The organism is Streptomyces sp. NPDC006458, from assembly GCF_040612135.1.
Taxonomy (GTDB): domain Bacteria; phylum Actinomycetota; class Actinomycetes; order Streptomycetales; family Streptomycetaceae; genus Streptomyces.
Genome location: NZ_JBEXPR010000010.1, coordinates 190,856 through 217,229, shown reverse-complemented (window position 1 = coordinate 217,229; position 26,374 = coordinate 190,856). Strand labels below are relative to the sequence as shown.

Here is a 26,374-nt window from a genome sequence, read left to right as displayed (position 1 = left end):
CATGGGAGACTCGCCCTCATGAGCGGCGACGCGGACCCCCGGCCGACGGGGGAAGGGACCACCTCAAGGGCGCGGTTGGACCGGGGGCGCGGTGCGCTCGGGCCCGCACTGGAGCTCGTGCACACCGGCCGGGCACCCACCCGCGCCGTCCTGACCGCGGAACTCGGCGTGACCCGTGCCACCGCGGGCGCGGTCGCCGCCGAGCTGGAGGCACTCGGCCTGATCCGCGTCGACGCCCGGCCCGCCGCCGCCGCGGGCTCCCAGGGCCGTCCCTCGCACCGGCTGGAGGTCGCCGAGGAGGGCCCGGTGGCACTCGCCGCGCAGGTGCACTCGGACGGGTTCCGGGCCGCGCTGGTGGGCCTCGGCGGGCGGATCGTGGCCACCGCGCCGGGCTCCGAGACCATCGACGCCGACCCGGCCAAGGTGCTCGGCTCGGTCGTCGACGCGGGCGCCCGGCTGCTGCGCGAGACGGGGCGGCGCTGCGTCGGCGCCGGGCTCGCCGTGCCCTCCGCCGTCGCCGAACCGGAGGGTCTCGCCCTCAACCCGCTGCACCTCGCCTGGCCCCCGGGCGCGCCGGTCCGTGAGATCTTCGCCGAACGCGTGCGCGCGGCCGGCATCGAGGGTCCCGCCTTCGCCGCCAACGATGTCAACCTCGCCGCCCTCGCCGAACACCGGCACGGAGCCGGGCGCGGCGCCCGTGACCTGCTGTGCGTGGCCACCGGGCACCGCGGGGTCGGCGGCGCGCTGGTCCTCGACGGCCGGCTCCACTCGGGCAGCGCCGGGCTCGCCCTGGAGGTCGGCCACCTCACCGTCAACCCCGAGGGCCGCCCCTGCTACTGCGGCGGCCGCGGCTGCCTCGACGTGGAGGCCGACCCGCTGGCCCTGCTCACCACGGCCGGGCGCACCCCCGGCCCGGAGGTGTCCCTGCTCAAGCAGGCCAACGACCTGCTCCGCCAGGAGTACGCCGACCCGGCCGTGCGCAACGCCGCCGAGGCACTCATCGACCGGCTCGGCCTCGGTCTCGCCGGGCTGGTGAACATCCTCAACCCGGACCGCATCATCCTCGGCGGACTGCACCGCACCCTGCTCGACACCGACCCCGACCGGCTGCGGGCCGTCGTCGCCGACCGCAGTCTGTGGGGCCGCAGCGGCGGTGTCCCCATCCTGGCCTGCTCCCTCGACCACAACAGCCTGGTCGGCGCGGCGGAACTGGCCTGGCAGCCGGTCCTGGACGACCCGCTGGGGGCGCTGACCGCGGCCTGACGGCCCGCGCCTGCGGCGCCCCCTCAGGCCCCGCCGGTCACAGCTCCGCCCCTCCGTCGATCACCAGGTCCGTCCCCACCACCGACCCCGCCGCGTCCGACGCCAGGTACAGCACCGCCGCGGCCACCTCCTCGGTCGCCGAGACCCGGCCCAGCGGCGACTGGTCCTTCATCCGTACGGCGCGCTCCGCCTCGGTCTCCCCGGGGTTGAGGGACAGGGTGGTGTCGGAGGCGCCGGGGCTCACGGCGTTGATGCGCACGCCGTCGCGGATGTCGGGGAGAGCGGGCCACCACCCGCCCCGTACTCCCCCGGAAGTACCCGCACTGCCCCCGGCCGTACGACGACCCGGACCCCTCCCCGGAGCGAGGCTCGGAGCATCACCTGAACACCCCGCCGAGGGAGATGGACCGACATGCAGACACTCGCGCACTGGGACGGCGGCCCCGGGCCGTGGATCCTGCTTTTCCCCGTCATCTGGGCGGCCGTCGTGGTCGCCGTCGTCACCGTGCTGCGCCGTACCGCCTGGCGTGGCCGCCCGGGACCGTGGCGGCTGCCCGACAACCGCCGCCCGACCGGCGACTCACCGCTCGCCGTGCTCGGCCGCCGGTTCGCCTCCGGCGAGATCGACGAGGACGAGTACTGGCGCCGGCTGTCCGTCCTGGACGAGCAGTTCGGCCCCACCAAGGGCGGTGCGGCATGACGGTCACCACCGCCACCCGGACGGCCGCCCGGGTCGTCGACGCCGTGAAGGTCTACGGCCGCGGCGACACCGAGGTCAGGGCCCTGGACGGAGTGAGCGTCGGCTTCGCGGCCGGCCGGTTCACCGCGATCATGGGGCCCTCCGGCTCCGGCAAGTCCACCCTGATGCACTGCGCGGCCGGCCTGGACACGCTCACCTCCGGCGCCGCCTTCATCGGCGACACCGACCTCGGCGGCCTCGACGACCGCAGACTGACCCTGCTGCGCCGCGACCGGGTCGGCTTCGTCTTCCAGGCGTTCAACCTGGTGCCGACCCTGACCGTGGCCGAGAACATCACTCTCCCGCTGGACCTCGCCGGGCGCCGGGGCGACGCGGAGTGGATCGACACACTGGTCGACGTCGTCGGCCTGCGCGACCGGCTCCGCCACCGGCCCGCCGAGCTCTCCGGCGGCCAGCAGCAGCGCGTCGCCGTGGCCCGTGCCTTCGCCGGCCGCCCCGACGTGGTCTTCGCCGACGAACCGACCGGCAACCTCGACTCCCGCTCCGGCGAGGAGGTGCTCGGGCTGCTGGGCCGGGCCGTGCGCCGGACGGACCGTACGGTCGTCATGGTCACCCACGACCCCGTCGCCGCCGCCCACGCCGACGAGGTGGTGTTCCTGGCCGACGGCCGGCTGGTCGACCGGATGGAGAACCCGACCGCCGACAAGGTCCTCGACCGGATGAAAGCCTTCGAGGTGCCCTCATGAACGCCTCCGCGCGGCTGAGCGTGTCGTCCCTGCGCGCCCACAAGCGCCGCTTCGCCGGTACGTTCCTCGCCGTCCTGCTCGGCGTGGCGTTCCTGGCCGGAACCCTGGTCATGGGCGACACACTGCGGGCCGGCTTCGACTCCATGTTCGGCAACGCGACAGCCGGCACCGACGCGGTCGTCCGCAGCGCCGACGCCATCACCACGCCGGGCGAGAGCCAGGGAGTGAGGCAGCCCGTCGACGCCGCGCTCACCGAGCGCGTCGAGGACGTGCCCGGCGTCGCCGCCGCCGCGCCCGACATCCAGGGCGCGGGCCAGCTCGTCGGCTCCGACGGCGAACCGATCGGCGGCCAGGGCCCGCCCACCCTCGCAGGCAACTGGATCGCCGACCCGGAGCTGAACCCGTACCGGCTCGCCGAGGGCCGCGCGCCCGAGCGGTCCGGCGAGGTCGTCGTCAACCGAGGGACGGCGAGGAAGGGCGGTCTGGAGATCGGCGACACCACCACCCTGCGGACGCCCGACCCGGTCCGGGTCACCGTCGTGGGCCTCGCGACCTTCGGCGGCGAGGACGGCATGGCCCAGGTGACGTTCACCGGCCTGACCCGGACGGACGCCGAGAAGTACCTCACGGCCCGGCCCGGTCAGGCGTCGTCGATCCTGGTGCGCGCCGAGCCCGGAGTGAGCCAGCGGGAACTGGTAGAGCGGCTGGCTCCGGTACTGCCCCGGGGCGTCGAGGCCCTCACCGGGCAGGAGTCGGCCGAGGAGAACACCGACATGATCTCCAGCCAGTTCCTGACCCTGTTCACCGCCTTCCTGCTGGTCTTCTCCGGCGTCGCGCTGCTCGTGGCGACCTTCTCGATCCACAACACCTTCGCCATCGTCGTCGCCCAGCGCACCCGTGAGAACGCCCTGCTGCGGGCGCTCGGCGCGTCCCGCCGCCAGGTCACCGCCACGACCCTGGCCGAGGCGAGCGCCGTCGCCGTGACCGCGTCGGCCGCGGGCCTCGCGGGCGGCATCGGCATCGCGGCCGGGCTCCAGGCGCTGTTCCCGGCGATCGGCTTCCCCTTTCCGGAGGGCGACCTGGTGATCAGCACGGTGTCCATGGTGCTGCCCCTCGCGGTCGGCGTCGTGGTCTGCCTGGCCTCCGCGCTGATGCCCGCCGTGCGGGCCGGCCGCACCGCGCCGCTGGCCGCCCTGCGGGCGACCGCCGTAGACACCTCCGGCGCCTCCCGCACGCGTGCCGTCACCGGTGGCGCCCTGCTCGCCCTCGCGCTCGCCGTGACCCTCACCGGTGTGCTGCTCTCGCCGTCGCTGTGGCTCGCGGGCACCGGGGCGGTCCTCGCGCTGGCCGCCTTCGTCGTCCTCGGCCCCGTGGCCGCGGGAGTGGCCGTACGAGTCCTCGGCGGACCCCTGGACCGGCTGCGGGGCGTCACCGGAGCGCTCGCCCGGCGCAACGCCCTGCGCAGCCCGAAGCGCACGGCCGCGACCGCGAGCGCGCTGATGATCGGCGTGGCCGTGGTGTCGCTGTTCACCGTGTTCGGGGCCTCGCTGAAGGCGACCATGGACCAGACCGTGTCGCGTTCCTTCGCCGGGGACGTCGCCGTCAGCACGCCCTCCTTCGGCGCGGGCGGCAGCGGCCTGAGCCCCCGGCTCGCCGGAGCCGTCGCCGCGCTGCCCGAGGTGGACACGGCCGTCGGGCTGGGCCGGGGCGTCGCCGAAGTCGAGGGCAAGGGACGCGCGTTGACCGTCACCGACCCGGTCGCGCTGTCCCGCACCTTCGATCTCGGCCAGGTCCGGGGCTCCCTCGCGGGTCTGGGCACCGACGGCATCGCCGTCACCGAGAAGGAGGCCGACCGGCAGCACCTGGCGGTGGGGGACACCGCACACCTGGCCTTCACCGACGGCCGGCAGCGCGCCTTCACCGTCCGCGCGGTCTACGAACAGTCCGAACTCGCGGGCGACTACGTGGTCACGCGAGCCGCCTGGGCCCCGCACCGCACCCAGGACTCCGACACCCTCCTCGCCGTCTCGTTCGAGGACGGCGTGGCGGCGGACCAGGGCAAGGCGGCCGTGGAGAACGTCGCCGAGCGGTACGGCAACCCGGAGGTGCAGACCCGCGCGGAGTACGCCGAGTCCTCGGCGGGCGGTATAGACATGATGCTCACGCTCGTCTACGCGCTGCTCGCCCTCGCGGTGCTCATCGCGCTGCTCGGCATCGCCAACACCCTGACGCTCGCGATCCACGAGCGGACCCGGGAACTGGGCCTGCTGCGGGCGGTCGGCCAGACGCGGTCCCAGTCGCGGGCCATGGTCCGCTGGGAGTCCGTGCTGGTCGCGGCGTTCGGCACGGCGGGCGGCCTGGCGCTCGGGGCGTTCCTCGGCTGGGTGCTGGTCAAGGCCTCGGACGGGGCGAGCGACAGCGCCTTCGCCTTCGCGGTGCCGCCCGAGCGGCTCGCCGTGGTGGCTCTGGTGGGCCTGGCGGCGGGCGCCCTCGCGGGCCTTCGCCCGGCGCGCCGCGCGGCCCGGCTGGATGTGCTTCGGGCCATCGCCACGGAGTGACGCGGCGCGGAACGCACCGAGGGCGGCGGCCGGCCGACGGGCGCCGCACCCGGCCGACGCCACCGCACCGTCGCGCCGTGGGCCGCGCGGCCCACGTGAGCCGCGTGAGCCGCGTGAGCCGCGTGAGCCGCGTGAGCCGCGTGAGCCGTGCGGGCCGTGCGGGCCGTGTGGGCCCCCTCACCGCCCGGTCAGCCGGCAACGGCGGACCGGGCGGGAGCGTGTTCGGGCCGCAGCGCGTCGGCCGCGAGGGCGACGGGCTCGACCTCCGGGACGGCGACGGGCTCGACCGCCGGCAGGGCGACCGGCTCCACGTCCGGCAGGCCGACGGTCGCGACCTCGGTGAACCGGACCGGGGGCTCCTGTGCGGGCGCCGTACGGACCAGGGATACCTCCACGGCCTCCCTGCGCGGCGGGCGCGCGTCCCGCGCCGTCGCGCCGGCGGGCGTCGGCAGGCTGAACCACACGACCTTGCCCTCGTCCCCGTCCGGGCGCGCGCCCCAGCTCTCGCTGACCGCGGCGACCATCGCGAGCCCGCGCCCACAGGTCGCCAGCGGATCGGCGTCGCCGACCATGGGGAGACGAGGATCGCGGTCGCGCACCGAGACCGTCAGCCGGTCGAGCAGCAGCTCGATCCGCACGGTGCACGTCTTGTCGGGTTGGGCATGGCGGTGGACGTTGCTGAGCAGCTCCGTCACACCGAGCGCCGCCCGGTCTATCAACGGATCGAGATGCCAGTAGCGCAATTGCGCAGAAAGGATTCTGCGGACCTGTCCGATCCGCGAGGGCAGAGCTTGCAGCTCCACCGTGCAATGTCTGCTTGGGTGACTGATCACGGCTGCGACTCCCCGACGTTGAGGTCCGGAAGAACACGGAGTACGGATCCAGCAGGTCGAGTCGAGACGGCCGCCTGCTGTCGTGCCCGGCGGGCTGGTTCGCAGTGTTGTCGCCGGTAAACCCAGAGTGACGTGAGACCAGACTGACGCAAGGGGTGCGGAGCCGCAACTCGCCGTGCCTCAGCGGTTACGCCCCGCAGCCCTGCGCACGGCCTCAACGAACCGGCGCGCCGCCGGCGGACCCGGCTCCCCCGGGGCGGGGTCGTGATCGCCCAGGGTCAGCACATAGCGCTTGCCGTCCAGGTCGGCGACCGCCCGGTCCTCGGACCCGAACCACGGCTTCGACGCCCGCACCGAGGCCACCGGTGCGCTGTCGATCTCGCTGCCGTAGCTGGTGAGCAACTCCAGCCTGCCGCCGCTGATCCTGACCTGCCCGGCCCGGGTCAGTGAACGCAGACCCTTCCCTATGCGCACGCCCGTGGCAGTGAACTCCGGCTCCGCCATGCCGCCTTGCCCCCTTGTCGCGCGTGGCGCGTCCCGCCGTACGCCCGTACGGGCCGACGGCGTGGCGTGCCGTGATCCCCTGTCGACACTCCGGGTGACACCCCTGCGGGTACCCCGCGCGGTGCAGTCTGCCCGCACCCGGCTCGGTGCACCAGTGTGCGCGTCGTGCTCGCGCGGGCGCGCGGGAGCACTCGGCCGAATGCGCCCCATGCGCATCGCGCATCCGTGCCTCAGCCCGTCTTTGGGTCGCCCAAAGATGGGTTTATGCAGGTGGGAAGCGTGCGCGAAGGTGCTTATGCTCGAAGCACGGGCCGCATTCACCGGCCTGCGCGCAGCGTGAGGAGCACGGCCGTGAGCACCACCCAGCAGACCCCGACCGGTGTGACCCTCGATGTGGACCGCACCGACGCGAGCTACCGCGACTGGCTGAAAGAAGCCGTCCGCAAGGTCCAGGCCGACGCCAACCGCTCCGCCGACACCCACCTGCTGCGCTTCCCGCTGCCCGAGAAGTGGGGCATCGACCTCTACCTCAAGGACGAGTCGACCCACCCGACCGGTAGCCTCAAGCACCGGCTCGCCCGCTCGCTCTTCCTCTACGGCCTGTGCAACGGCTGGATCCGCCCCGACCGGCCGGTCATCGAGGCCTCCAGCGGCTCCACGGCCGTCTCCGAGGCCTACTTCGCGAAGCTGATCGGCGTCCCCTTCGTCGCGGTCATGCCGCGCACGACCAGCGCCGAGAAGATCCGCCTGATCGAGTTCCACGGCGGCCGGTGCCACTTCGTGGACGACTCGCGCACGATGTACGAGGCCTCCGCCCGCCTCGCGGAGGAGACCGGCGGCCACTACATGGACCAGTTCACCTACGCCGAACGGGCCACGGACTGGCGCGGCAACAACAACATCGCCGAGTCCATCTTCCGCCAGCTCGAACGGGAACGTTTCCCCGAGCCCGCCTGGATCGTCGCCACGGCCGGCACCGGCGGCACCTCGGCGACCCTCGCCCGCTACGTCCACTACATGCAGTACGACACCCGCATCTGCGTGGCCGACCCGGACAACTCCTGCTTCTTCGAGGGCTGGACCACGGGTGATCCGGACGTCACCTGCGACTGCGGCTCGCGCATCGAGGGCATCGGCCGCCCGCGCATGGAACCGAGTTTCGTGCCCGGGGCCATCGACCGCATGATGAAGGTCCCGGACGCGGCGAGCGTCGCCGCCGTGCGCGCCCTGGAGCGGGCCATCGGCCGCAAGGCGGGCGGTTCCACCGGCACCGGGCTGTGGAGCGCGCTGAAGATCGTCGCCGAGATGGTCGCCGCGGGACGCGCGGGCAGTGTGGTCACGCTGCTGTGCGACCTGGGGGACCGGTACCTCGACAAGTACTACTCCGACGCGTGGCTCACCGCGCAGGGGCTGGACATCGCGCCGTACGCCGAAGCGATCGACACGCTGCTGGAGACCGGGGTGTGGCCGGACTGAGGGGCGTGGGCGATGGCGTCGGGTCTACGTCCCCTTCGTGGAGGTCTGCCCGAACGGCCTCAGCCCGCGAGCCGTCGGTCCAGCGCCGTCACCGCGTCCTTGAAGGCGCGGCCCAACCCGGGGCGCGCCAGCCGCAACCCGAGCCGGAAGGGTGCCGTTCCGTCGGCGGCGAAGGTCCAGCACACGCGCGTGCCGGTGCCGGCCGGCGCGAGCCGCCACTCCTCGACCAGCGCGTGCGCGCCGGGCGCGTTGGTCACGTCCACGCGGTAGGCGTAGAGCTCGGGCTCCTTGGCGACGAGGACGGTCTCCTCGAACCGGGTCCCGCCGCGCAGCCGGACCTCCCGCCCGCCCCCGTCCCGCACCGGCCGGGCGAGCGTCACCGCCCCGAACCACTCGCTCCAGCCAGGCACATCCTCGGCGAGTGCGGAGAAGACCCGCTCCGGTGCCGCCGCCACGTTGCGCGCGAACACCAATCTCACGGGCGCTTCCCGTACGAAGCCGAGCTCCTCCGGACGCAGACGGCGAGCCATACCAACCCAGACGCGGACGACTTGCGACGGCCGAGCGCCTCACGGTACCTGAGTGACCGTCAGCCGTCAGCCGTCAGCCGTCTGCCCCGTTCGCCCCGTTCGCCTCGTTCTCGTCCACACCCGCCACCACCAGGCTCGGCAGATGCTCGGAGATCTCCGCGCGCGCCTCGGCCGGCAGTCCCGCGTCCGTCACGAGAGTGTCGACCTCTTCCAGCGTGGCGAACGAACTCAGGCCCACCGTGCCCCACTTGGTGTGGTCGGCGACCACCACGACCCGCCGCGCCGCCTGCACCAGCCGCCGGTTGGTCTCCGCCTCGGCGAGGTTCGGCGTGGACAGACCGGCCACTACCGATATGCCGTGCACACCGAGGAACAGCACGTCGAAGTGCAGCCGGGAGATGGCCTGATCGGCCACCGGGCCCACCAGCGAGTCCGACGGTGTGCGCACGCCGCCGGTCAGCACCACCGCCGCCGCGCCCTGCACCGGTCCCGAGGACCGCTGCGCCGTGTGGAAGACGTCCGCCACCCGCACCGAGTTGGTGACGACCGTCAGATCGGGCACGTCCACCAGCCGCTGCGCCAGCGCGTACGTCGTCGTACCGCCCGAGAGCGCGATGGCACTGCCCGGCACGACCAGCGCGGCCGCGGCGCGCGCGATGTCCTCCTTGGCCGTCGGCTCCAGACCCGACTTGGCCTCGAAGCCGGGCTCGTGGGTGCTCGCCTCCACCACCGGGACGGCGCCGCCGTGCACCTTCTCCAGCACGCCCTGGCGCGCCAGCGCGTCCAGGTCGCGGCGGACCGTCATGTCCGATACGCCGAGTTTGCGGGTCAGCTCGTTGACCCGGACCCCGCCCCGCCGCCGGACCTCGTCGAGAATCAGGGCGCGCCGCTGCTCCGCGAGGAGGTTCTGATTCTCGCTCACGTACGCTCCGGTCCTTTCGTCCACTGCGGTCCACCGCCCTCGCACCCGCCCCGACAAGGGCGTTTTCCTGTGTCCCCGGGGCGTGGCGCCCATCCTCGCACGCGCCGGCACGGATCGTGCCACCGGTCACACGGTCGTGCACCTGCCACAGGTGTCCCGGGTTCCCGGTACGGATCGGGGAGATTCCGTGACGATAGGTGTACGCAGGACGCCCCATCGAGATCCTGATGTGCGCACGAGCCAGTTGCCGACGCAGCGTCACGGGGGAAGTGCGACACAGTGGAACGCGCGCAGGAACACGCCCTTGCCGTCGGACCCGACGGCCCGCGGGATCATGCCCTTGCCGTCGGACCCGACGGCCCTCAGGACCACATCTCCGCCGTCGGACCCGACGGCCCGCAGGACCATGCCCTTGCCGTCGAGCCCGACGGACCCGCCCCGCGGACCGAGGGCTCCGCGACCGCTCTGGAGCTCCTCGTCCACGGCGTCGGCGGCACCACACCGGAGAAGATGCTCGGTGATCCGCGCACCGTGCGGATCACCGGGGACGACACGGCGGCCGTCTTCCGCCGCACGGCCGACGCCGAGGACCAGGGCCCCGGTGTCCCCGTCGGCCAGGACGCGGCGGCCCGCCACCGCCCCGTCCCGGAGGCGTACGTCTGGTGCAACCTCACCTCCGGCAACGGCACCCGAGCCCTGTGGCTGTTGCTGCTGCCGTTCATGGTCGTCAACCTGGCGCACTGGATGCGCCCGGGCGCCCGGGGCCACGCCCGTACCGTGCGCCTGTACGGGCTGCTGGTCCGGCTCGCCGGACTGAGCCTGACCGTGCTGCTCGTGGCGGGCGCCTGCGAGGTCACGCTGGACCTGACGGCCTGGCAGTGCGCGGGCACGCGCGCGTGCGCCGAGCGGCACACCTGGCTGGGCTTCCTCTCCCCGTCCGCCTCCGGCGGCTGGTGGAGCGGCCCGGGCCGCAGGCTCGCCCTCGCCGCCCTGGTGCCCGCCGCCCTGACCGGCCTGCTGTGGTACCTGTCCCACCGCACCTGGAACGCCTACGAGTCCCAGCGCCCGCTGCCCCGCTCCGAAGGGGCCGACGAGGACACCGGGCGCACCGCCCTGGGCCGGCCCGGCTTCTGGTACGGCCGTCGGCTGGTGGCCCGGCTGCGCGCCGCGCACACCGCGGCCGGGCTGCTCACCGTCGCCGCCGTGCTCACCTCCGCGGCCTCGGGGCACGACCGCGAGCCCGGCGGCCCGTTCGTCCTCGACCTGCTGGGCCGCCTCCAGACGGCGGCCCTCGTCGGCGGCGCGGTCGTCGTGGTGTGGGTGGTGTGCCGCCGCGGCCGCAGCGAGCGGCGCCTGGACCGCGCGCTCGACGTGCGCCTCGTCCCGCTGCTGCCGCTCGGCGCCCTCGCCGCCCTGGTCCTCGCCATGGTGTACGCCGGGTGGGAGCGCCCCGGCTGGCAGTCGACGGGACGGCTGTCCGGGGACGCGGCCTTCGGTGGCATCGCCCTGGTCCAGGGCCTGTTGGCGGTCGCCCTCGCGGTCGTCGCGCAGGTGCTGCACCGCGCCCTGCCCGACCCGCGCGCCGCGCTGCGCGGCCTCGGCGGCCTCGCCGTCACCCTGCTGGCCTGCGCCCTCGGAGGGGTGATGGCGGGCGGACTCGCCCTGCGGGTCGCGGACTGGCTCGACGGCACCCGCGCCACCATCCCCGGCCCACCGGTCCTGCTGACCTGGCAGGCCTCGGCCATCCCGCCGCTGCTCCTCGTCCTCCTCGCCGTCTGCGTCTGCCTCGCCCGGCGCACCCTGCGGCTGACCCGTGCCGAGCAGGGGACGGTCGACCGCGACTACCGGGACGAGCCCCGGCAGCCTGAGCGCACCCGGCGTATCGCCCGCGCCCGGGCCATGGCCACCCTCACCGACCGCGCGCCCCTCGTCGTCGCCGTCACCACCGTCACGACCCTGCTGCTCGGCGCCGGGGCCCTCGTCGGCGCCCGGCTCAGCGACCGCACCCCCGACGGGGCCGCCGAGGACACCCACCCGGTCGTGTGGGGCGCCGTCGAGACCGCGCAGACCCTCGGATCCTGGCTGATCGGCGTCGGCTTCATACTGTTCGTCACCTGGGGCCGGCGTGCCTACAAGGACCCCTCCGCCCGGCGCACGATCGGCATCCTGTGGGACGTCGGTACCTTCTGGCCGCGCGCCGCCCACCCCTTCGCCCCGCCCTGCTACGCCGAGCGCGCGGTGCCCGACCTGACCTGGCGCATGACGACCTGGACCCTGGCCACCGGTGGGCGGCTCGTCATCTCGGGGCACTCCCAGGGCAGCGTCCTCGCCGCCGCGGCGGTCTGGCAGCTGCCCCCGGCCGAGCGGGGCCGGGTCGCGCTGCTGACGTACGGCTCCCCGCTGGAACGGCTCTACGGCCGCTGGTTCCCGGCCCACTTCGGGCCTGTCGCGCTCGGCGCCCTGCACCACGAGGTGGCCTGCTGGCGCAATCTGCACCGGGCGACCGACCCCATCGGGGGGCCCATCGGCCTGCCCGGTGAGTGCGGCCCGGAGGTGGACCGGCCCGCCCTCAAGGACCCCCTCGCGCACGGCCGCACCGACCGCCACCCGCTGCCCGCGCCCGTCCTCGGCCACTCCGACTACCAGGCCGACCCCGCCTTCGCCGAGGAGCGTGCCCGGCTGCTGGCCCGCCTTCAGCCGGACCTGCCCGGCCCGCGTGCCACGACCGAGCCGTGTCCTACGACCGAGCCGCGTCCTACGACCGAGCCGCGCCGCTCGGACCTGTCGGGCCCCGCGGACCTGTCGGGCCCCGCGGACCTGTCGGGCCCCGCGGACCTGTCGGGCCCCGCGGACCTGTCGGGCCCCGCGGACCCGTCAGGCCCCCCGGACCCGCCGGACCCCACATATCAGCCGGACCCCGACCGGGGGCGTCCCGTCACCCCGCAGGAGCAGGAGGCTCAGGACGTCTGAGGCAGATCCGCCCCGAAGAGCAGCGTCAGCTCGTCCGTGCTCGGGTCCGCCACCTGCGCGACCCGGCTCGCATGGCGCTCCACCATCGCCTCGAACGTCTGCCGCGCCGTACGGCCGTTGCCGAACGCGGGACCCTTCGGCAGGTCGGTGAAGTACGCCAGCAGCGCCTGTGCCGTGCCCGGCGCGAGCCGGTACTCGTGCTCCTCGGCCTGCTGCTCCACGATCCGCAGCAGCTCCTCGGGCCCGTAGTCGGAGAAGGTGATGGTCCGTGAGAAGCGGGAGGCGACTCCGGGGTTGACGGACAGGAAGCGCTCCATCTCGGCGGTGTAGCCCGCGACGATCACCACGACCGCGTCGCGGTGATCCTCCATCAGCTTCACCAGGGTGTCGATGGCCTCCTTGCCGAAGTCCCGCCCGGCGTCCTCCGGCGACAGCGCGTACGCCTCGTCGATGAACAGCACCCCGCCCCGCGCCCGTTGGAACGCCTCCTGCGTGCGGATCGCCGTGGAGCCGATGTGCTCTCCGACCAGGTCGACGCGGGACACCTCGACCAGATGGCCCTTCTCCAGCACTCCGAGGGAGGCGAGGATCTCGCCGTAGAGCCGGGCCACCGTCGTCTTGCCGGTGCCGGGGGAGCCGGTGAACACCAGGTGCCGCTTGACGGAGGCCGCCTTGAGTCCGGCGCGCTGCCGGCGGCGGCCGACCTCGATCATGTCCGTGAGGGCTCGCACCTCGCGCTTGACGCTGTCCAGGCCCACCAGCGCGTCCAGTTCACCGAGAACTGCCTGGGACGTGCGGCCCGGTTCCTCGGCCCCGACGCTCACGGCGGGCTCGGCGACGGGGTGTTGGCCGGGGACGGTGGTGAGCTGGCCGGGCGTCGCCGTGAGCAGCCCGCCGGTCTGCGCGGCCGTCTGCACGACCGGCTCCGGCGCCGCGGGCTGCCGCAGGCCCATGCTCTCGTCGCTGGTGCAGTCCTCCACCACCGGCCCGGAACCCGATCCGGCGTCCGGGCCGCCGTCCGCGAACTCGTAACCACCGCGCGCACACCGCTCCGTACGGCACTTGCGCAGTGTCGTACGGCAGCCGTCGATCACATGGAAGCCGTAGCCGTCGCTGCCTGTGACCCGGCAGCCCACGAAGCTGCCGCGGCCGCCGGCCGAGACGTAGAACCCGGCCTCGGCGGGGGAGTCGACCGTGCAGCGCTCGACGGCCGGGTCGGCGCCCTTGGTGACGATCACGCCCGTCTGGGTGCCGGAGATCGTGCAGTTGCTCAGCGTGCCGCCGCTGCCGTGGTCGCGGAACCAGGCGCCCGTCGCCGCGTCCCGGATACGGCAGTCGTCGAGCTGCGCGGTCGCGCCGTCGCTCACCGACACGGCCGTGTTGCGCACCTGCGTCAGATCGGTGTCCACGACGTCGGCGCGCGAGCCCCGGTCGAGGACGAACAACGCGTCCGGCACGTCGTGCACCCGGCAGGAGTCCAGCACCGCCGTCGCGCCGTCGCTCACCCACACCGCCGGGTAGTCCCCGGTGCTGTCGAAGATCTCGCACTGGTTGGCGTCCACGCGCGTGCCCGGGTCCCACACAGACAGTCCGTTGCGCCCGAACTGCCGCACCGTGGTGCGGGTCAGCGTCAGCACCGAGCGGGAGCGCAGATCGACGGCGTTCTCGGGGATGTCGTGGATGCGGCAGTCGGCCAGGGTGAGCACCGCGTCGGTGTCCAGGGTGACCCCGTCGCCGATGGTGCGGTGCACATCGCAGTTGACGAGGTGTCCGGTGGCGTGCGCGGTGATCTGCACCCCGCTGCCCCGCACCTCGTACACCTCGCAACCCACCGCCTCCAGCGTGGAGCTCTCACCGGTCGCCGACAGACCCGAGCCCGAGGCGTGGTGCACCCGGCAGCGGTCCAGCCGCGGATGCCCGCCGCCGCGCACCGCGACGCCCGCCTGTCCGGCCGCCATCACCTCGCACTCCTCGAACACCCCGCCTCCGCCGTCGAGTACGGCGATGCCGATGCCGGCCGGGTTGTCGACGGTGCAGCGCCGCACGGTGGGCCGGGCTCCGCCGCGCACCTCGATCCCGGCCGCGGACCGCGTCACGATCCGCACGTCCGAGATCTCCGGGTTGCCCTCCTCCACCAGCAGCGCGGGCGCGGCCGCGTCCTGGCCCTCCACATGCAGGTCCTGGACCACCGCCGCGGCCCGCACGGTCAGCGGCACACCCTCCGTCGGCGCGATGCGCACCGAGCCGGGGGAGCCCTCCGGGCCCCGCAGGGTCACCGCCCGCTGGACGACGAGGTTCTCCCGGTAGGTACCGGGGGCGATGGTGAGCACGTCACCGTCGGCCGCGGCCTCCAGGGCGGCGGCGAGCGATGCGTACTCACCTGTGCGGCGCCGCCACCGCGAAGTGCCGGTGTGCGTCACCTGGACCGTGCCCTGTGCCATGGCGTTGTCGTGCCCCCACCTCGTCGTACTGTTGGCTCGCTCGCGCGGGTCGCTGCCGAAGGGGTTCGGCCGGTCAACCGTAGCGTGCGGGAAGGCGGTGGGTTGACCGGAGCAGGAAGGCGGCCGAAGACCGTCAGCTGCCGGTGCCGGTCCGTCCCCAGTCCGGTCCCGCCCCGTCCCAGGCCTGCTCCCACCGCGCGTACCGCAGTCTGAGCATGCGCCAGAGGACAAGCCGCCGGGCCGTCTCGACCAGGGCCGCCGCGACGATCGCCGCGCCGATGCCCGCGAGGACGGCATGGGTGGTGGCCGTGGCCGGATCTAGCGGTCTGGCCGCCGGCCGGCCGTGCGCGTCGGTCCATATCCGGAACTCGTCGCCGGGGTCCGGGTCGCGCAACAGCGCCGCCACCGCCGCCCGTTGCTCGGTCCCGTCCGGGGCGGACCAGCCGGCGAGCACCCGGGTACGGGTGTCCCGCGCGGCAGTCTCCGGGTCCGCGCCCAGCGCGTTCCGCTCCAGCCGACGGATCACCTCGGCCGTCACCTGGTATCGCTGGCGGTGCTGTTCGCGCACGGACCGCTGGAGAGTGTCCTGCGCGGCGGAGCCCACCAGAGTGCCTGTCAGCGGGGCGGCGAGAACCATCAGGAGCAGGGTCACCAGGCACACCCACGCCTCGGCGAGATCGGTCCCACGGCGCAACGGATTGTGCCGCCAGCGCCAGAGCCCACTGATCGCCCGCACGTCCGAACCCCCTTCCCCGCTCCGTGATACCTCCTGCCGGAGGCGCCCGCCCGGGACCCGGTCCAAGAGAGAGCGACGTCACCTTGCTGGAGGGCGACTTCACGCCGGGCCGGGACCTCTCATGCACTTCTCACGAAGCCCAACGACCGGCCGCCCCGGCGGGGTTCCCGCGAACCCGCCCGAACCCGCCCCGGCGGCCGACGGGAGGCCGGAGCGGGGAAGAGCCGGGCGGGGCCGGGGCGGCAGTCGGGGAACGGCCGGGCGGCGCCGGGCGGCAGCAGCCGGGGAGGGAGCCGGAGACCGGGCCACGGAGGGAGCCGGAGCTGGGGATGTCGCTGTCGCTGCCGGAGCCGGAGCCGGAGCCGGACTCGGTGTCGCTGTCGGAGTCGGGTGCTATTCGAGGATGCGGACCGGGTCCCCGACCCGGACCGTGCCGCGCGTCAGCGGCACCAGGTTCTGCCCGAACACCAGCGACCCCGCGAAACGCCGGTGGCGGCCGAGCGTGTGCAGGGGCTCCTTGCCGCGCGCGGCGGTGCTCTGATCGGTCGTGGTCACCACGCAGCGCCCGCACATCTTCGGCACGCGGAAGACAACGTCGCCGACGGCGATGCGCGACCAGTCGTCCTCGGCCCAGGGCTCGGTGCCGGTCACGACCAGGTTCGGGCGGAAGCGGTTCATCGGCAACGGCCCCTCGGCGGCGTGAGCGCCCTGTGCGATCAGGGAGTTGAGAGACTCCAGCGAGGACGCCGAGACGATCAGCAGAGGGTAGCCGTCCGCGAACGACACGTACTCGCCGGGCAGCGCGTAGCCGGGGTCGACGGGGCGGCTCGTGGCCGGGGCGTGCATGTACGCCAGACGGGTCGGGACACCGAGGAAGTCGCTGCACCAGGCGTGCGCGTCCTTGTCGGCGAGGACCCCCTCCACCTTGAAGCCGAAGATCTCGAGCGTGACCATGTCCACCGGCTCGGGCACGGCGACCGTCAGCGGCTGAAGTCCGGGCGCGGACAGCACGACGCCGCCGGGCACGAGCCCGGCGGCGGCCAGCGCGAGGCGCGGCTGCTGGCGTTGTGTGACGACCTTTCCCCCGTCGTCGATCAGCACCCAGCGTCGGTCTCCGGCCAGCCCCCAGGGCTCCACGACGGCCTCACGAGGGTTCTCACCCCGCAGTGCCTTGACCGGATGGACGTGTATCGACTGCAGCTCTGCGATCCCCATGGGTCCATCGTGCCATTCGGCGCCGACAGCCCGGAGGATCTCAGTAGCCGCGGTACTGCTGGTTGTTGTACGGATCCTGGTACGGCGCGGGGGCCGGACGCGGAGCCGCGGGACGCATCGCCTCGTAGCCGGCGGCACCCGGCATCGGCGGACGCGGCGGCTGCGGGCCGGGGTAACCGCGGGGCGCGGCGGCCTGCTGCGGGATGTACCCCGTGGGCACGGCCTGGTGCAGCGGTGCGGGCTGCGGCTGCTGGGGGTAGCCGTAGGAGGGCTGGGACGGGGCTGCCGGGAGGGCGGGCAGCGCCGACGGCAGCGCGGGCAGATTGCTGCCCGGCATGTCGTACGCGGCGGGGACCCGGATCGGGGCGATCTGAGGGGTGCCCCGCTCGGCGACGAGCGAGTCGTAGATCGGGGTGTCCGGGAAGGAGGCGGAGTAATAGCCGCCGCCATAGGTGGAGCGGGGGGAGGTCATGGCACATAAGTTAAGCCCACGATGTGCTGGTTGGGGAGACCGATAAGAGGGTTGATTTCCGTGTCCGAGGTGACGCCGGATCCCCAATGCGAGCGAATTCGGAGAAAAAGGGGCGGCAATCCCCGCTTGGATCGTGTAAATGCTCAGTTCCAAGGGGGTTACCGGCGGTTGGACGGGCGGTGTTCCGGCCTTCCGGATGGGCCTTCCGGGCCGGTGCGCATAGGTTGGGCGCACACACAAGACATCGAAAACCGCCGGGCCCCGGCCTGGCGCGGTGACCCGCGATGGGGGCGGACATGTCAATGCCGAAGGGTTCCAACGTTCCGGTGCCCACGACGGCCCTGCGGGTCGAGCTGGGATGGCGCTCCGGCCCCGGGGTGCCCGACGCCGACGCCTCGGCCCTGCTGCTGGTCGGAGGCAAGGTACGGTCCGACGGGGACTTCGTCTTCTACAACCAGCCGGCCCACGGCTCGGGCGCCGTACGCCACGAGGGCAAGCGCGACGCCGGCGGGCAGGTCACCGACACGATCCTCGTCGACCTCGCGCGCGTGGAGCCCTCGGTGGAGACCGTGGTGCTCGCCGCCTCGTGCGACGGCGGCACCTTCGGGCAGGTCCCCGGCCTCTGCATCGAGGTCCGCGACGCCGCCCGGGGCACGGTCGCCGCGCGCTTCGACAGCGCGGGCGCGTCCGTCGAAACGGCCTTCGTGCTGGGCGAGTTCTACCGCCGCCAGGGTGCCTGGAAGTTCCGCGCGGTCGGCCAGGGCTACGACCGCGGCCTGGAGGGCCTCGCCACGGACTTCGGCATCACCGTGGACGAGCCCCAGCACGCGGCGCCTCCCGCGGCGCAGCCGATGGCGCCCCCGGTGGCGCCCGCTCCCTCGCAGTCGACGATGCCGACACTCGCCGCGCAGCCGATCCCGCCCGTCCCGCCCGTCACCATGCCCGCTCCGCCGCCGGCGCCGCCCGCCCAGCCCGTGAGCCTGTCCAAGGTCACGCTCACCAAGGCGGCGCCCTCGGTGTCGCTGACCAAGCAGGGCGGCACCTCCGGCGGGATGCGGGTGAACCTCAACTGGCAGGTGCGCAAGCAGTTCTCGGGCTGGGCGAGCAAGCTCGGCCGCCCGGTCGCGATGCACGCCGACCTCGACCTCGACCTGTGCGCCCTCTACGAGCTCACCGACGGCAGCAAGGGCGTCGTGCAGGCACTCGGCAACGCCTTCGGCTCGCTGCACCAGCCGCCGTTCATCCAACTCGACGGCGACGACCGCACCGGTGCCGTGACGAGCGGCGAGAACCTCACCGTCAACCTCGACCACAAGCAGTGGTTCCGGCGCATCCTCGTCTTCGTGACCATCTACGAGGGCGCCCGCTCCTTCGCCGACCTGCACGCCACGGTCACCCTGCAGCCGCAGTACGGCGCCCCGATCGAGTTCTCCCTGGACGAGTGCACCGTCCCCTCGACCGTGTGCGCCCTCGCACTGATCACCAACACGGGCAACGACCTGATCGTCCAGCGCGAGGCCCGCTACCTGGTGCCCGAACGCGGCGTCAGCCCCCAGCGGACCGTGGACTACGCCTATGGCTGGGGAATGAACTGGACGCCCGGCCGTAAGTAGGACGCCCACGGTAATGAAGAGGACGCCCACCGTAATTTCTGTGGCGCCCGGCAATTAAGGGGACACGGTCAGCCCTCGTCGCCGACCGTGTCCGGGCGCGTGTAGGTGCGGCCCTTCCAGGCCGCACCCCGCCCCCGGTAATGCTGCACGGCCGAGTCGACCGTCATCAGCAGATACAGGAACGCGGTGAACGGCAGCAGCGGGGCGAGCCACAACGGCTGGCCGTAGTAACGGAGCATCGGCACGTACGTACCGGCCATCACCAGCCACGCCGCGCCGCCGAGCACCGCCGTCGCCGCGCTCCCCGTCACGAGCCCCAGGACCAGGGCCACCGGGGGCACCAGGTACACCAGCGCCAGCCCGGCCACCGTGCCCGCCAGCAGCAGCGGGTGGTGCCGCAGTTGCGCGTAGGCGCTGCGCGAGACCATCCGCCACAGGTCGGCCAGGCGCGGATACGGCCGTACGCTGTCCACCCGGTCCGCGAGCCCCAGCCAGATGTGGCCGCCGTCCTTCTTCACCGCCCGCGCGAGCGCCACGTCGTCGATCACCGCGTGCCGGATCGCGTCCGGGACACGGGCCCGTTCGGCCGCCTGTGTCCGCAGCAGGACACACCCGCCCGCCGCGGCCGCCGTGCGCGATCCCCTGCGGCCGATGCGGCGGAACGGATAGAGCTGCGCGAAGAAGTAGACGAACGCCGGGACGACCAGCCGCTCCCAGCCGCTCGCCACCCTCAGCCGCGCCATCAGCGACACTGCGTCGAAGCCCCCGGTGAGCGCGGCCGCCACCAGCGTGCGCAGACTGTCCGGGGCGTGCGCGATGTCGGCGTCCGTCAGCAGCAGATACTCGGGCTCACGCGCGCGTGCCAGCGCGATGCCGTGCCGGACCGCCCACAGCTTGCCCGTCCAGCCCGCCGGAGGTTCGCCCGGCGACCCCACGGTGAGCGGCAGCCCACCCCGCCGCCGTGCCAGCTCGCGTGCCAGCTCGCCGGTCCCGTCCGTGCTGCCGTCGTCGACGAGGAACACCTCCGCGCGCCCCGGATAGTCCTGCGCGAGCAGCGAGGGCAGACTCGACGGCAGTACGGCCGCCTCGTCCCGGGCCGGCACGACCACGCACACCGACGGCCAGGTGTCCGGATCCCGGCGCGGCGGAAGGCGCACGTCGGTACGCCAGAAGAAGCCCTGGCAGAGCAACAGCCACAGCCAGGCGGCGAGTGATCCGGCGGAGATCCACAAGAAGGCGCCCACCCGCGCAGTGTGCCCCAAGCGCCGGGCCCGCAGGAGCACATCGACTATCGTGGCCGGGTGAAGATCGCGCTCATGGACTCCGGAATCGGCCTGCTGGCGGCCACCGCCGCGGTGCGCCGCCTGCGCCCCGACGCCGATCTCGTGCTCTCCCTGGACCCCGAAGGCATGCCCTGGGGCCCACGCACCCCCGAGGACCTCACGCGGCGTGCCCTGGCCGTCGCCGAGGCCGCCGCCGCGCGACGGCCCGACGCCCTGATCGTCGGCTGCAACACCGCCACCGTGCACGCCCTGCACACTCTGCGCGCCCGCCTCGAACCCACCCTGCCGGTCATCGGCACGGTCCCGGCGATCAAGCCGGCCGCGGCCGGCGGCGGGCCGGTGGCGATCTGGGCGACCCCAGCCACCACCGGCAGCGTCTACCAGCGGGGCCTGATCCGCGACCACGCCGACGGCGTCTCGGTCGCCGAGGTGCCCTGCTGGGGTCTCGCAGAGGCCGTCGAGCACGCGGACGAGGCGGCCATCGACACAGCGGTCACCGCGGCCGCCGCCCTCACCCCGCCGGACGTGACGACCGTCGTCCTGGGCTGCACCCACTACGAACTCGTCGCCGAGCGCATCCGCGCCGCCGTGCAGCGCCCCGGAATGCCGCCGCTGGTCCTGCACGGCTCCGCCGGGGCGGTCGCCGCGCAGGCCCTGCGCCGTATCGGCGAGCATCCGGCCCCCGAGGCGCCCGCTCTCGGCACGCTCACCGTGCTGCTCAGCGGCCGTGAGGGCGTCCTGCCCGCGCCGGCGCTGGCCTACGAGGAAGGCCGGCTGCTTCCGGCGGTCAGCCAGGCGGCGGATCTGAGGTAGCCGGCGCCACCGGCGACAGGTCGGGTGCGGTCCGTTCCTCCGAGGGTGCCCCACTCCTCCGAGGGTCCCCACGCGACCCCCGCGCCTCCCCACGCGGCACGCTCGCTTCCCGCCACGCCCGTCCGGACCAGTCACTCTCCGCGACCCGGTACCCGCGGAGCGAAACCTGAGTAACCTCAAAGGCATGAGGCAGCACGTCCACCGCGACGACTCGTCGCATCCCGATGTCTGGACCGGCCGGGCCACCAACCGGTTCCAGTGGCTGCTCGCGCTGGTCGGTGCCGCCTGTGTGGCGCTCGGCATCGAACTGGCCGTGGCCTCCCCGTGGACCTCCGGCACGGCCCCCCTGGTGATGGCCGTCGTCGGCTGCATCGCGGGCGGGCTGCTGGTCCTGTTCGGCACGCTCGCCTTCGTGCACGTGGCGCTGCGGGTCGACAAGGAGTCCCTGGAGGTGCGCTGCGGGCACATCGGTGTGCCGCGCCGCCGCATCCCCCTCTCGCACGTGGCCGGAGCCGACTTCGCCCCGCACGTCACGCCGCGGCACTGGGGCGGCTGGGGCTACCGGTGGCGGCCCGAGAAGGGCACCGCAGTCGTCGTACGCCGGGGCGAAGGCGTCGTGCTGCGCATGTGGGACGGACACACCTTCACGATCACCGTGGACAACGCCGAGGCGGCCGTCCGGGTCATCAGGGACCGCCTGCGCGCGAGCACGACGGGCACCGCGCACTGACGTCGGGGTCCGTCCTCGCTCGCAGTGCTCAGCGGCGCGCCGCACGGCCTCAGTCCTCGGACCGGGCTCCGCGGCCTCAGTCCTCGGACCGGGCCCCGCCGTCATAGGGCTGTTCGGCCAGCGGCCTGGCCGTGGCCAGGCCCGCCAGCAGGCCCGCGCCGACCGACACCGCGGTGAAGCTGAGCGCGTTGCCGACCGCCGCGACGGCCGCGACCGCGATGAGGGCCGCGCCCGCGGTCAGGGCGACTGGGGTGGTGGGGGCGTTGCGCCACAGTGTGTGCAGCACCCACACGAACGCGGCGGCCAGCAGAACCAGGCCGACCAACCCTTGCTCCGCCAGCAGTTGGAGCGGCGCCGAGTGCGGCTTGCCGTCGGGGAAGGGCGCCCCGGCCGCCGCCGGGCTCAGTTCCCCGAAGCGGCCCGGCCCCACGCCCAGCAGGAGATCGTCGTGCGCCAGACGCACGGCGTCCCGCCACAGCTCTACGCGCCGGGCGGTCAGCCTGCTCTCCAGGGACACGGCGAGGCCGTCCGGCAGGGCGCGTTCGGCGACGGCCCAGAGCGTCACCGTGACCATGGCAGCCGCAACCGCGAGGCCCGCGACGCCGAGCCCCCGGCTGCGCGTACCCCCGGCGGCCAGCGAGCACAGCAGCACCACCGCGCAGAGCACGGCCCCGGCCGTGGATCCCAGCGCGACGGCGGCCAGGGCGATCCCGCCCGCCAGCAGCCGCAGCAGCAGCCGCAGGGACGGCACCGGGGTCGCCCAGGCGGCACAGCAGGCGGCGCCCGTGCACAGGACGAGCAGCGCGGCGCTCGCGCCCGCGTGACCCAACGGCGCCCCGGGCTGCGCCCCCGGCGTCAGATAGGGCGGGGCGACCGCGAGGCCCAGTCCGGCCAGCGCGGCGGCACAGGGCGCGGCGACCGGCAGCAGCGCGCCGCAGATCCGGCCGGCGGAGTGCCCGGCGGCCACGGCCAGCACCGCGAGCAGCATGCCCTCGGGGCGGCCGCCGTGCACGGACGCCGAGATCACCGCCCAGGCGGCACAGGCCCCCAGCACCACCACACCCGCGGCATCGGAACCCCGGCGCCTGTCGCCGTGGGCCTCCTCCGCCCCCGCCGCGGACGCCATTCCTGTCCAGCTCACCTGTCCCCCCGTACCCCGGCCCCCCGACCGTCCCCCGCACGCCCTCGGCCCCCCAAGGACCGGTCGTACGGCTCGGGCACACCGTAGCGCCGTCGCGGTGGATTCGGACCCCGTCTGTCCCGTCCCACCCCGGTTGCCCCGTCATGCCCGACGCCGTACGAAGTGGTCCGCGCGGCTGCGGCTCACCGTAGCCGCCCGGCGGCGGCACGGGGAGGACTGGGGGCGAGCCGTGCAGAAACGTTGTGGCAGAACCCCGGCCGGGCCGGGCCGCAAGGCGTCGCGGCGCCGGAGCCGGCCGCACCGGTCCAGCGCGGCCGTGACCGCCTCCAGGCCTGCTCGGAGCGGGCCCGCCCCCGCGGACCGCGCTGTCGGCGCCCACGTCACCCGCCGTACACTCCGGGAGTGACCGTCACCGCAACCTCCGTGGGCGAGTCGGACCAGGCCCTCCCGCAGACGCAGCCCGCTCGGCGCGGCGCGCGGCTGCTGCGCCTGGTGCCGGCCGTCGCCGCGGCGCTCTCCGGAGTGCTCCTCTACGTCAGCTTCCCGCCGCGCACCCTGTGGTGGCTGGCCCTGCCGGCCTTCGCCGTCTTCGGCTGGGTGCTGCGCGGTCGCGGGTTCAAGGCGGCCCTCGGCCTCGGCTACCTCTTCGGCCTGGGCTTCCTGCTGCCGTTGCTGGTGTGGACGGGTGTCGAGGTGGGCCCCGGGCCCTGGCTCGCCCTGGTGGTGATCGAGGCGGTCTTCGTCGCGCTGGTCGGCGCGGGCGTCGCCGCGGTGTCGAAGCTGCCCGGCTGGCCGTTGTGGGCCGCGGCCGTGTGGACCGCCGGCGAGGCGGCACGCGCGCGTGTGCCCTTCAGCGGCTTCCCCTGGGGCAAGGTCGCCTTCGGCCAGGCCGACGGCGTCTTCCTGCCGCTGGCCGCCCTCGGCGGCACCCCCGTGCTCGGTTTCGCGGTGGTCCTGTGCGGCTTCGGGCTCTACGACGTCGTACGCCTGGTCCAGGAACGGCGGCGCACGCGCGTGTGGCGGCGCGGCGCGGCGGCCGTGGCCCTGCTCGGTGTGGCCGTGCCGGTCGCCGGGGCGCTGGCGGCCCGCACCCTGGTCAGCGACAAGGCGGAGGACGGCACCCTCACCGTGGCCGTCGTCCAGGGCAACGTCCCGCGCGCGGGTCTCGACTTCAACTCCCAGCGCCGGGCCGTGCTCGACTACCACGCGCGGGAGACGCTGCGGCTGGCCGCCGAGGTCGACGCGGGCCGGGTGGCCCGCCCCGACGTGGTGCTGTGGCCGGAGAACTCCTCCGACATCGACCCCTTCGCCAACTACGACGCCCGCGCGGTCATCGACGGCGCCGCCAAGGCGATCGGTGCGCCCATCTCGGTCGGCGGAGTGGTCGAGCGCGACGGCAGGCTCCTCAACGAGCAGATCCTGTGGGACCCGGACAAGGGCCCCGTGGACACCTACGACAAGCGGCAGATCCAGCCCTTCGGGGAGTACCTCCCGCTGCGCCCGCTCGTCGGCGCGATCAACGACAGCTGGACCGGGATGGTCCGCCAGGACTTCAGCCGGGGCGACAAGCCCGGTGTGTTCACCGTCGCCGGTGCCAGGATCGGCCTGGCCACCTGCTACGAGGCCGCCTTCGACTGGGCGGTGCGCGACACCGTCACCGGCGGCGCCCAGCTGATCTCCGTACCCAGCAACAACGCCACCTTCGGCCACAGCGAGATGACCTACCAGCAGCTCGCCATGTCCCGGATCCGGGCCGTCGAGCACAGCCGTACCGTCACCGTGCCGGTGACCAGCGGCGTCAGCGCGGTCATCCTGCCCGACGGCACCATCACCCAGCGCACCGGCATGTTCGTGGCCGGCTCCCTGGTCCAGGAGGTGCCGCTGCGGTCCTCCGAGACACCCGCCACCCGGCTGGGCATCCTGCCCGAGATCGCCCTGGTGCTGGTCGCGGCGGGCGGGCTCGGCCGGGCCGTCACCGCGGGGGTGCGCGCACGGCGGGCCGGTGGCGCGTAGCGGTACATCCGCCCAGAACCCGTCAGGACCCAAGATCGCTTCGGTTAGGGTCGTGGCATGCCTACGCCTGACTTCATACGCACGCTCAGGGCCTCCGCGGGCCACCAACTGCTCTGGCTCCCCGGCGTCAGCGCGGTCGTCCTCGACGACTCGGGCCGGGTGCTGCTCGGCCAGCGTGCCGACAACCACCGGTGGTGCGTGATCTCCGGCATCCCCGACCCGGGGGAGCAGCCCGCCGAGTGCGCGGTGCGCGAGGTGTTCGAGGAGACCGGCGTGCGCTGCGTCGTCGAGCGGATCGTGGCCATCAGGTCCGGCAAGGAGGTCACCTACCCCAACGGCGACCGGTGCCAGTTCATGGACATCACCCTGCGCTGCCGGGCCGTCGGCGGCGAGGCGGTCGTGGGCGACGACGAGTCGCTGGCCGTCGGCTGGTTCGAGTTGGACGCGCTGCCGCAGATGACGGCCTCGCAGCAGTTCAGGATCAAGCAGGCGCTGTCCGACGAACCCACATGGTTCGCGCCTATGACTTCCGAATGAAGTGTGGGGTCTGACCACATCGGTCGGGGTCCCGGCCCTGCCTAGGGTCGGACCATGACCCCGCCCTCAGCCCTCCTGGGCTCACCCGCCTCCGCACTCGACCTCGGCGGCCGAACCGCCCTCGTCACCGGCGCCGCCGGCGGCATCGGCCGCGCCTGCGCCCTGCGCCTCGCGGCCGCCGGGGCCAAGGTCAGAGCGGTCGACCGCGACGACGCGGGCCTGCAGACCCTGGCCGAGGACGCCACGGGCCTGCCCGGCACCGTCGAACCCCACATGCTGGACCTCACCGACCTGGACGCCGCGGAACTCTCCGCCGCAGGCACCGACATCCTGGTCAACAACGCGGGACTGCAGCTCGTCCGGCCCCTGGAGGATTTCCCGCCGGACGTCTTCCACACCGTCCTCACCGTGATGCTGGAAGCCCCCTTCCGGCTCATCCGCGGCGCCCTGCCCCACATGTACGGGCAGGGCTGGGGCCGCATCGTGAACATCTCCTCCGTCCACGGCCTGCGCGCCTCCCCCTTCAAGTCCGCCTACGTCGCCGCCAAGCACGGACTGGAAGGCCTGTCCAAGACCGCCGCCCTGGAAGGCGCCTCCCACGGCGTCACCTCCAACTGCGTCAATCCCGGCTACGTCCGCACACCCCTGGTCGAGAAGCAGCTCGTCGACCAGGCACGGGCACACGGCATCCCCGAGGAACGCGTTCTCGCCGAGGTGCTCCTCCAGGACAGCGCGGTCAAACGCCTGATCGAACCGGAAGAGGTCGCCGAGGCCGTGGCCTACCTCTGCGGCCCCGCGGCCTCGTTCGTCACCGGCACCTCCCTGGCCCTCGACGGCGGCTGGACCGCGCACTGAGCACGGCCGCGACCGGGGCGCCC

General features: G+C 73.9%; 22 protein-coding genes and 1 pseudogene. 12 read left to right on the top strand and 11 right to left on the bottom strand.

Annotated elements, in window-relative coordinates; genetic code table 11:
- Nucleotides 1-18: 18 nt before the first annotated feature.
- The gene (locus ABZZ79_RS16290; RefSeq protein WP_356689574.1) at nucleotides 19-1,263 is read left to right on the top strand and encodes an ROK family protein; all 1,245 of its coding nucleotides are present in this window, start codon (nucleotides 19-21) and stop codon (nucleotides 1,261-1,263) included.
- Between the two features lie 37 nt (nucleotides 1,264-1,300).
- Here ABZZ79_RS16290 and ABZZ79_RS16285 read toward each other — a convergent pair.
- Nucleotides 1,301-1,546 (bottom strand): annotated as a pseudogene (locus ABZZ79_RS16285) (SDR family oxidoreductase); the annotation flags it as partial.
- A gap of 129 nt (nucleotides 1,547-1,675) precedes the next feature.
- On the opposite strand from ABZZ79_RS16285, the gene ABZZ79_RS16280 reads away from it, so the two are divergent.
- From ABZZ79_RS16280 to ABZZ79_RS16270, 3 genes are read left to right on the top strand one after another with little or no spacing between them, the layout of a single operon-like run.
- On the top strand, nucleotides 1,676-1,963 hold the full coding sequence (locus ABZZ79_RS16280) for an SHOCT domain-containing protein (RefSeq protein WP_356689573.1): 288 nt from the start codon (nucleotides 1,676-1,678) through the stop codon (nucleotides 1,961-1,963).
- Complete coding sequence (locus tag ABZZ79_RS16275) at nucleotides 1,960-2,709, top strand: ABC transporter ATP-binding protein (protein ID WP_356689572.1); 750 nt, start codon at nucleotides 1,960-1,962, stop codon at nucleotides 2,707-2,709. Before ABZZ79_RS16280 ends, ABZZ79_RS16275 begins: the two co-directional genes overlap by 4 nt.
- Complete coding sequence (locus ABZZ79_RS16270) at nucleotides 2,706-5,267, top strand: FtsX-like permease family protein (protein ID WP_356689571.1); 2,562 nt, start codon at nucleotides 2,706-2,708, stop codon at nucleotides 5,265-5,267. The genes ABZZ79_RS16275 and ABZZ79_RS16270 overlap by 4 nt, the downstream gene beginning before the upstream one ends.
- Before the next feature lie 188 nt (nucleotides 5,268-5,455).
- Here ABZZ79_RS16270 and ABZZ79_RS16265 read toward each other — a convergent pair whose 3' ends face one another.
- Nucleotides 5,456-6,070 (bottom strand): ATP-binding protein, encoded by a 615-nt coding sequence (locus tag ABZZ79_RS16265; RefSeq protein WP_356689570.1) that lies wholly within the window; start codon nucleotides 6,068-6,070, stop codon nucleotides 5,456-5,458.
- Nucleotides 6,071-6,280: 210 nt separating this feature from the next.
- The gene (locus ABZZ79_RS16260; RefSeq protein WP_356689569.1) at nucleotides 6,281-6,604 is read right to left on the bottom strand and encodes a hypothetical protein; all 324 of its coding nucleotides are present in this window, start codon (nucleotides 6,602-6,604) and stop codon (nucleotides 6,281-6,283) included.
- A 351-nt stretch (nucleotides 6,605-6,955) separates the two neighbouring features.
- Here ABZZ79_RS16260 and ABZZ79_RS16255 point away from each other — a divergent pair, with 351 nt between their 5' ends.
- Complete coding sequence (locus ABZZ79_RS16255) at nucleotides 6,956-8,080, top strand: PLP-dependent cysteine synthase family protein (RefSeq protein WP_356689568.1); 1,125 nt, start codon at nucleotides 6,956-6,958, stop codon at nucleotides 8,078-8,080.
- A 59-nt stretch (nucleotides 8,081-8,139) separates the two neighbouring features.
- Here ABZZ79_RS16255 and ABZZ79_RS16250 read toward each other — a convergent pair whose 3' ends face one another.
- Entirely contained in the window at nucleotides 8,140-8,610 is a 471-nt protein-coding gene (locus ABZZ79_RS16250) for an SRPBCC family protein (protein WP_356689567.1), read from the bottom strand.
- Between the two features lie 73 nt (nucleotides 8,611-8,683).
- Nucleotides 8,684-9,532, bottom strand: coding sequence for a DeoR/GlpR family DNA-binding transcription regulator (locus tag ABZZ79_RS16245; protein ID WP_356689566.1), 849 nt, complete (start codon nucleotides 9,530-9,532; stop codon nucleotides 8,684-8,686).
- A 465-nt stretch (nucleotides 9,533-9,997) separates the two neighbouring features.
- Here ABZZ79_RS16245 and ABZZ79_RS16240 point away from each other — a divergent pair, with 465 nt between their 5' ends.
- The gene (locus ABZZ79_RS16240; protein ID WP_356689634.1) at nucleotides 9,998-12,502 is read left to right on the top strand and encodes a hypothetical protein; all 2,505 of its coding nucleotides are present in this window, start codon (nucleotides 9,998-10,000) and stop codon (nucleotides 12,500-12,502) included.
- Here ABZZ79_RS16240 and ABZZ79_RS16235 read toward each other — a convergent pair.
- The 4 genes from ABZZ79_RS16235 to ABZZ79_RS16220 form a co-directional block, all read right to left on the bottom strand.
- A complete protein-coding gene (locus tag ABZZ79_RS16235; RefSeq protein WP_356689565.1) occupies nucleotides 12,490-14,943 on the bottom strand; it encodes a right-handed parallel beta-helix repeat-containing protein in 2,454 nt (817 codons plus the stop codon). The genes ABZZ79_RS16240 and ABZZ79_RS16235 overlap by 13 nt on opposite strands.
- 133 nt (nucleotides 14,944-15,076) lie before the next feature.
- Nucleotides 15,077-15,679, bottom strand: a complete 603-nt coding sequence (locus ABZZ79_RS16230; RefSeq protein WP_356689564.1) for a hypothetical protein — start codon at nucleotides 15,677-15,679, stop codon at nucleotides 15,077-15,079.
- 393 nt (nucleotides 15,680-16,072) lie between these two features.
- Nucleotides 16,073-16,894: an MOSC N-terminal beta barrel domain-containing protein gene (locus ABZZ79_RS16225; RefSeq protein ID WP_356689563.1), complete on the bottom strand. Its 822-nt coding sequence runs from the start codon at nucleotides 16,892-16,894 to the stop codon at nucleotides 16,073-16,075.
- Nucleotides 16,895-16,934: 40 nt separating this feature from the next.
- Nucleotides 16,935-17,366 (bottom strand): DUF6643 family protein, encoded by a 432-nt coding sequence (locus tag ABZZ79_RS16220; RefSeq protein ID WP_356689562.1) that lies wholly within the window; start codon nucleotides 17,364-17,366, stop codon nucleotides 16,935-16,937.
- A gap of 302 nt (nucleotides 17,367-17,668) precedes the next feature.
- Here ABZZ79_RS16220 and ABZZ79_RS16215 point away from each other — a divergent pair, with 302 nt between their 5' ends.
- Nucleotides 17,669-18,979, top strand: a complete 1,311-nt coding sequence (locus ABZZ79_RS16215; protein WP_356689633.1) for a TerD family protein — start codon at nucleotides 17,669-17,671, stop codon at nucleotides 18,977-18,979.
- A 68-nt stretch (nucleotides 18,980-19,047) separates the two neighbouring features.
- On the opposite strand, the gene ABZZ79_RS16210 is transcribed toward ABZZ79_RS16215, so the two are convergent.
- On the bottom strand, nucleotides 19,048-20,241 hold the full coding sequence (locus ABZZ79_RS16210) for a glycosyltransferase (protein ID WP_356689632.1): 1,194 nt from the start codon (nucleotides 20,239-20,241) through the stop codon (nucleotides 19,048-19,050).
- A 39-nt stretch (nucleotides 20,242-20,280) separates the two neighbouring features.
- Here ABZZ79_RS16210 and ABZZ79_RS16205 point away from each other — a divergent pair, with 39 nt between their 5' ends.
- Nucleotides 20,281-21,075 (top strand): aspartate/glutamate racemase family protein, encoded by a 795-nt coding sequence (locus ABZZ79_RS16205; RefSeq protein WP_356689561.1) that lies wholly within the window; start codon nucleotides 20,281-20,283, stop codon nucleotides 21,073-21,075.
- 184 nt (nucleotides 21,076-21,259) lie between these two features.
- Nucleotides 21,260-21,805 carry a hypothetical protein gene (locus ABZZ79_RS16200; protein WP_356689560.1) on the top strand — a complete coding sequence of 182 codons (546 nt, stop codon included), beginning with the start codon at nucleotides 21,260-21,262 and terminating at the stop codon, nucleotides 21,803-21,805.
- A 76-nt stretch (nucleotides 21,806-21,881) separates the two neighbouring features.
- On the opposite strand, the gene ABZZ79_RS16195 is transcribed toward ABZZ79_RS16200, so the two are convergent.
- Nucleotides 21,882-22,931, bottom strand: a complete 1,050-nt coding sequence (locus ABZZ79_RS16195) for an O-antigen ligase family protein (protein ID WP_356689631.1) — start codon at nucleotides 22,929-22,931, stop codon at nucleotides 21,882-21,884.
- Between the two features lie 417 nt (nucleotides 22,932-23,348).
- On the opposite strand from ABZZ79_RS16195, the gene lnt reads away from it, so the two are divergent.
- The 3 genes from lnt to ABZZ79_RS16180 are packed head-to-tail and all read left to right on the top strand — an operon-like array spanning nucleotide 23,349 to nucleotide 26,351.
- Entirely contained in the window at nucleotides 23,349-24,959 is a 1,611-nt protein-coding gene (lnt, locus tag ABZZ79_RS16190; RefSeq protein ID WP_356689559.1) for an apolipoprotein N-acyltransferase, read from the top strand.
- A 57-nt stretch (nucleotides 24,960-25,016) separates the two neighbouring features.
- Nucleotides 25,017-25,496, top strand: coding sequence for an NUDIX domain-containing protein (locus ABZZ79_RS16185; RefSeq protein WP_356689558.1), 480 nt, complete (start codon nucleotides 25,017-25,019; stop codon nucleotides 25,494-25,496).
- A 54-nt stretch (nucleotides 25,497-25,550) separates the two neighbouring features.
- A complete protein-coding gene (locus tag ABZZ79_RS16180) occupies nucleotides 25,551-26,351 on the top strand; it encodes a 3-hydroxybutyrate dehydrogenase (protein ID WP_356689557.1) in 801 nt (266 codons plus the stop codon).
- The last annotated feature ends 23 nt before the right edge of the window (nucleotides 26,352-26,374 follow it).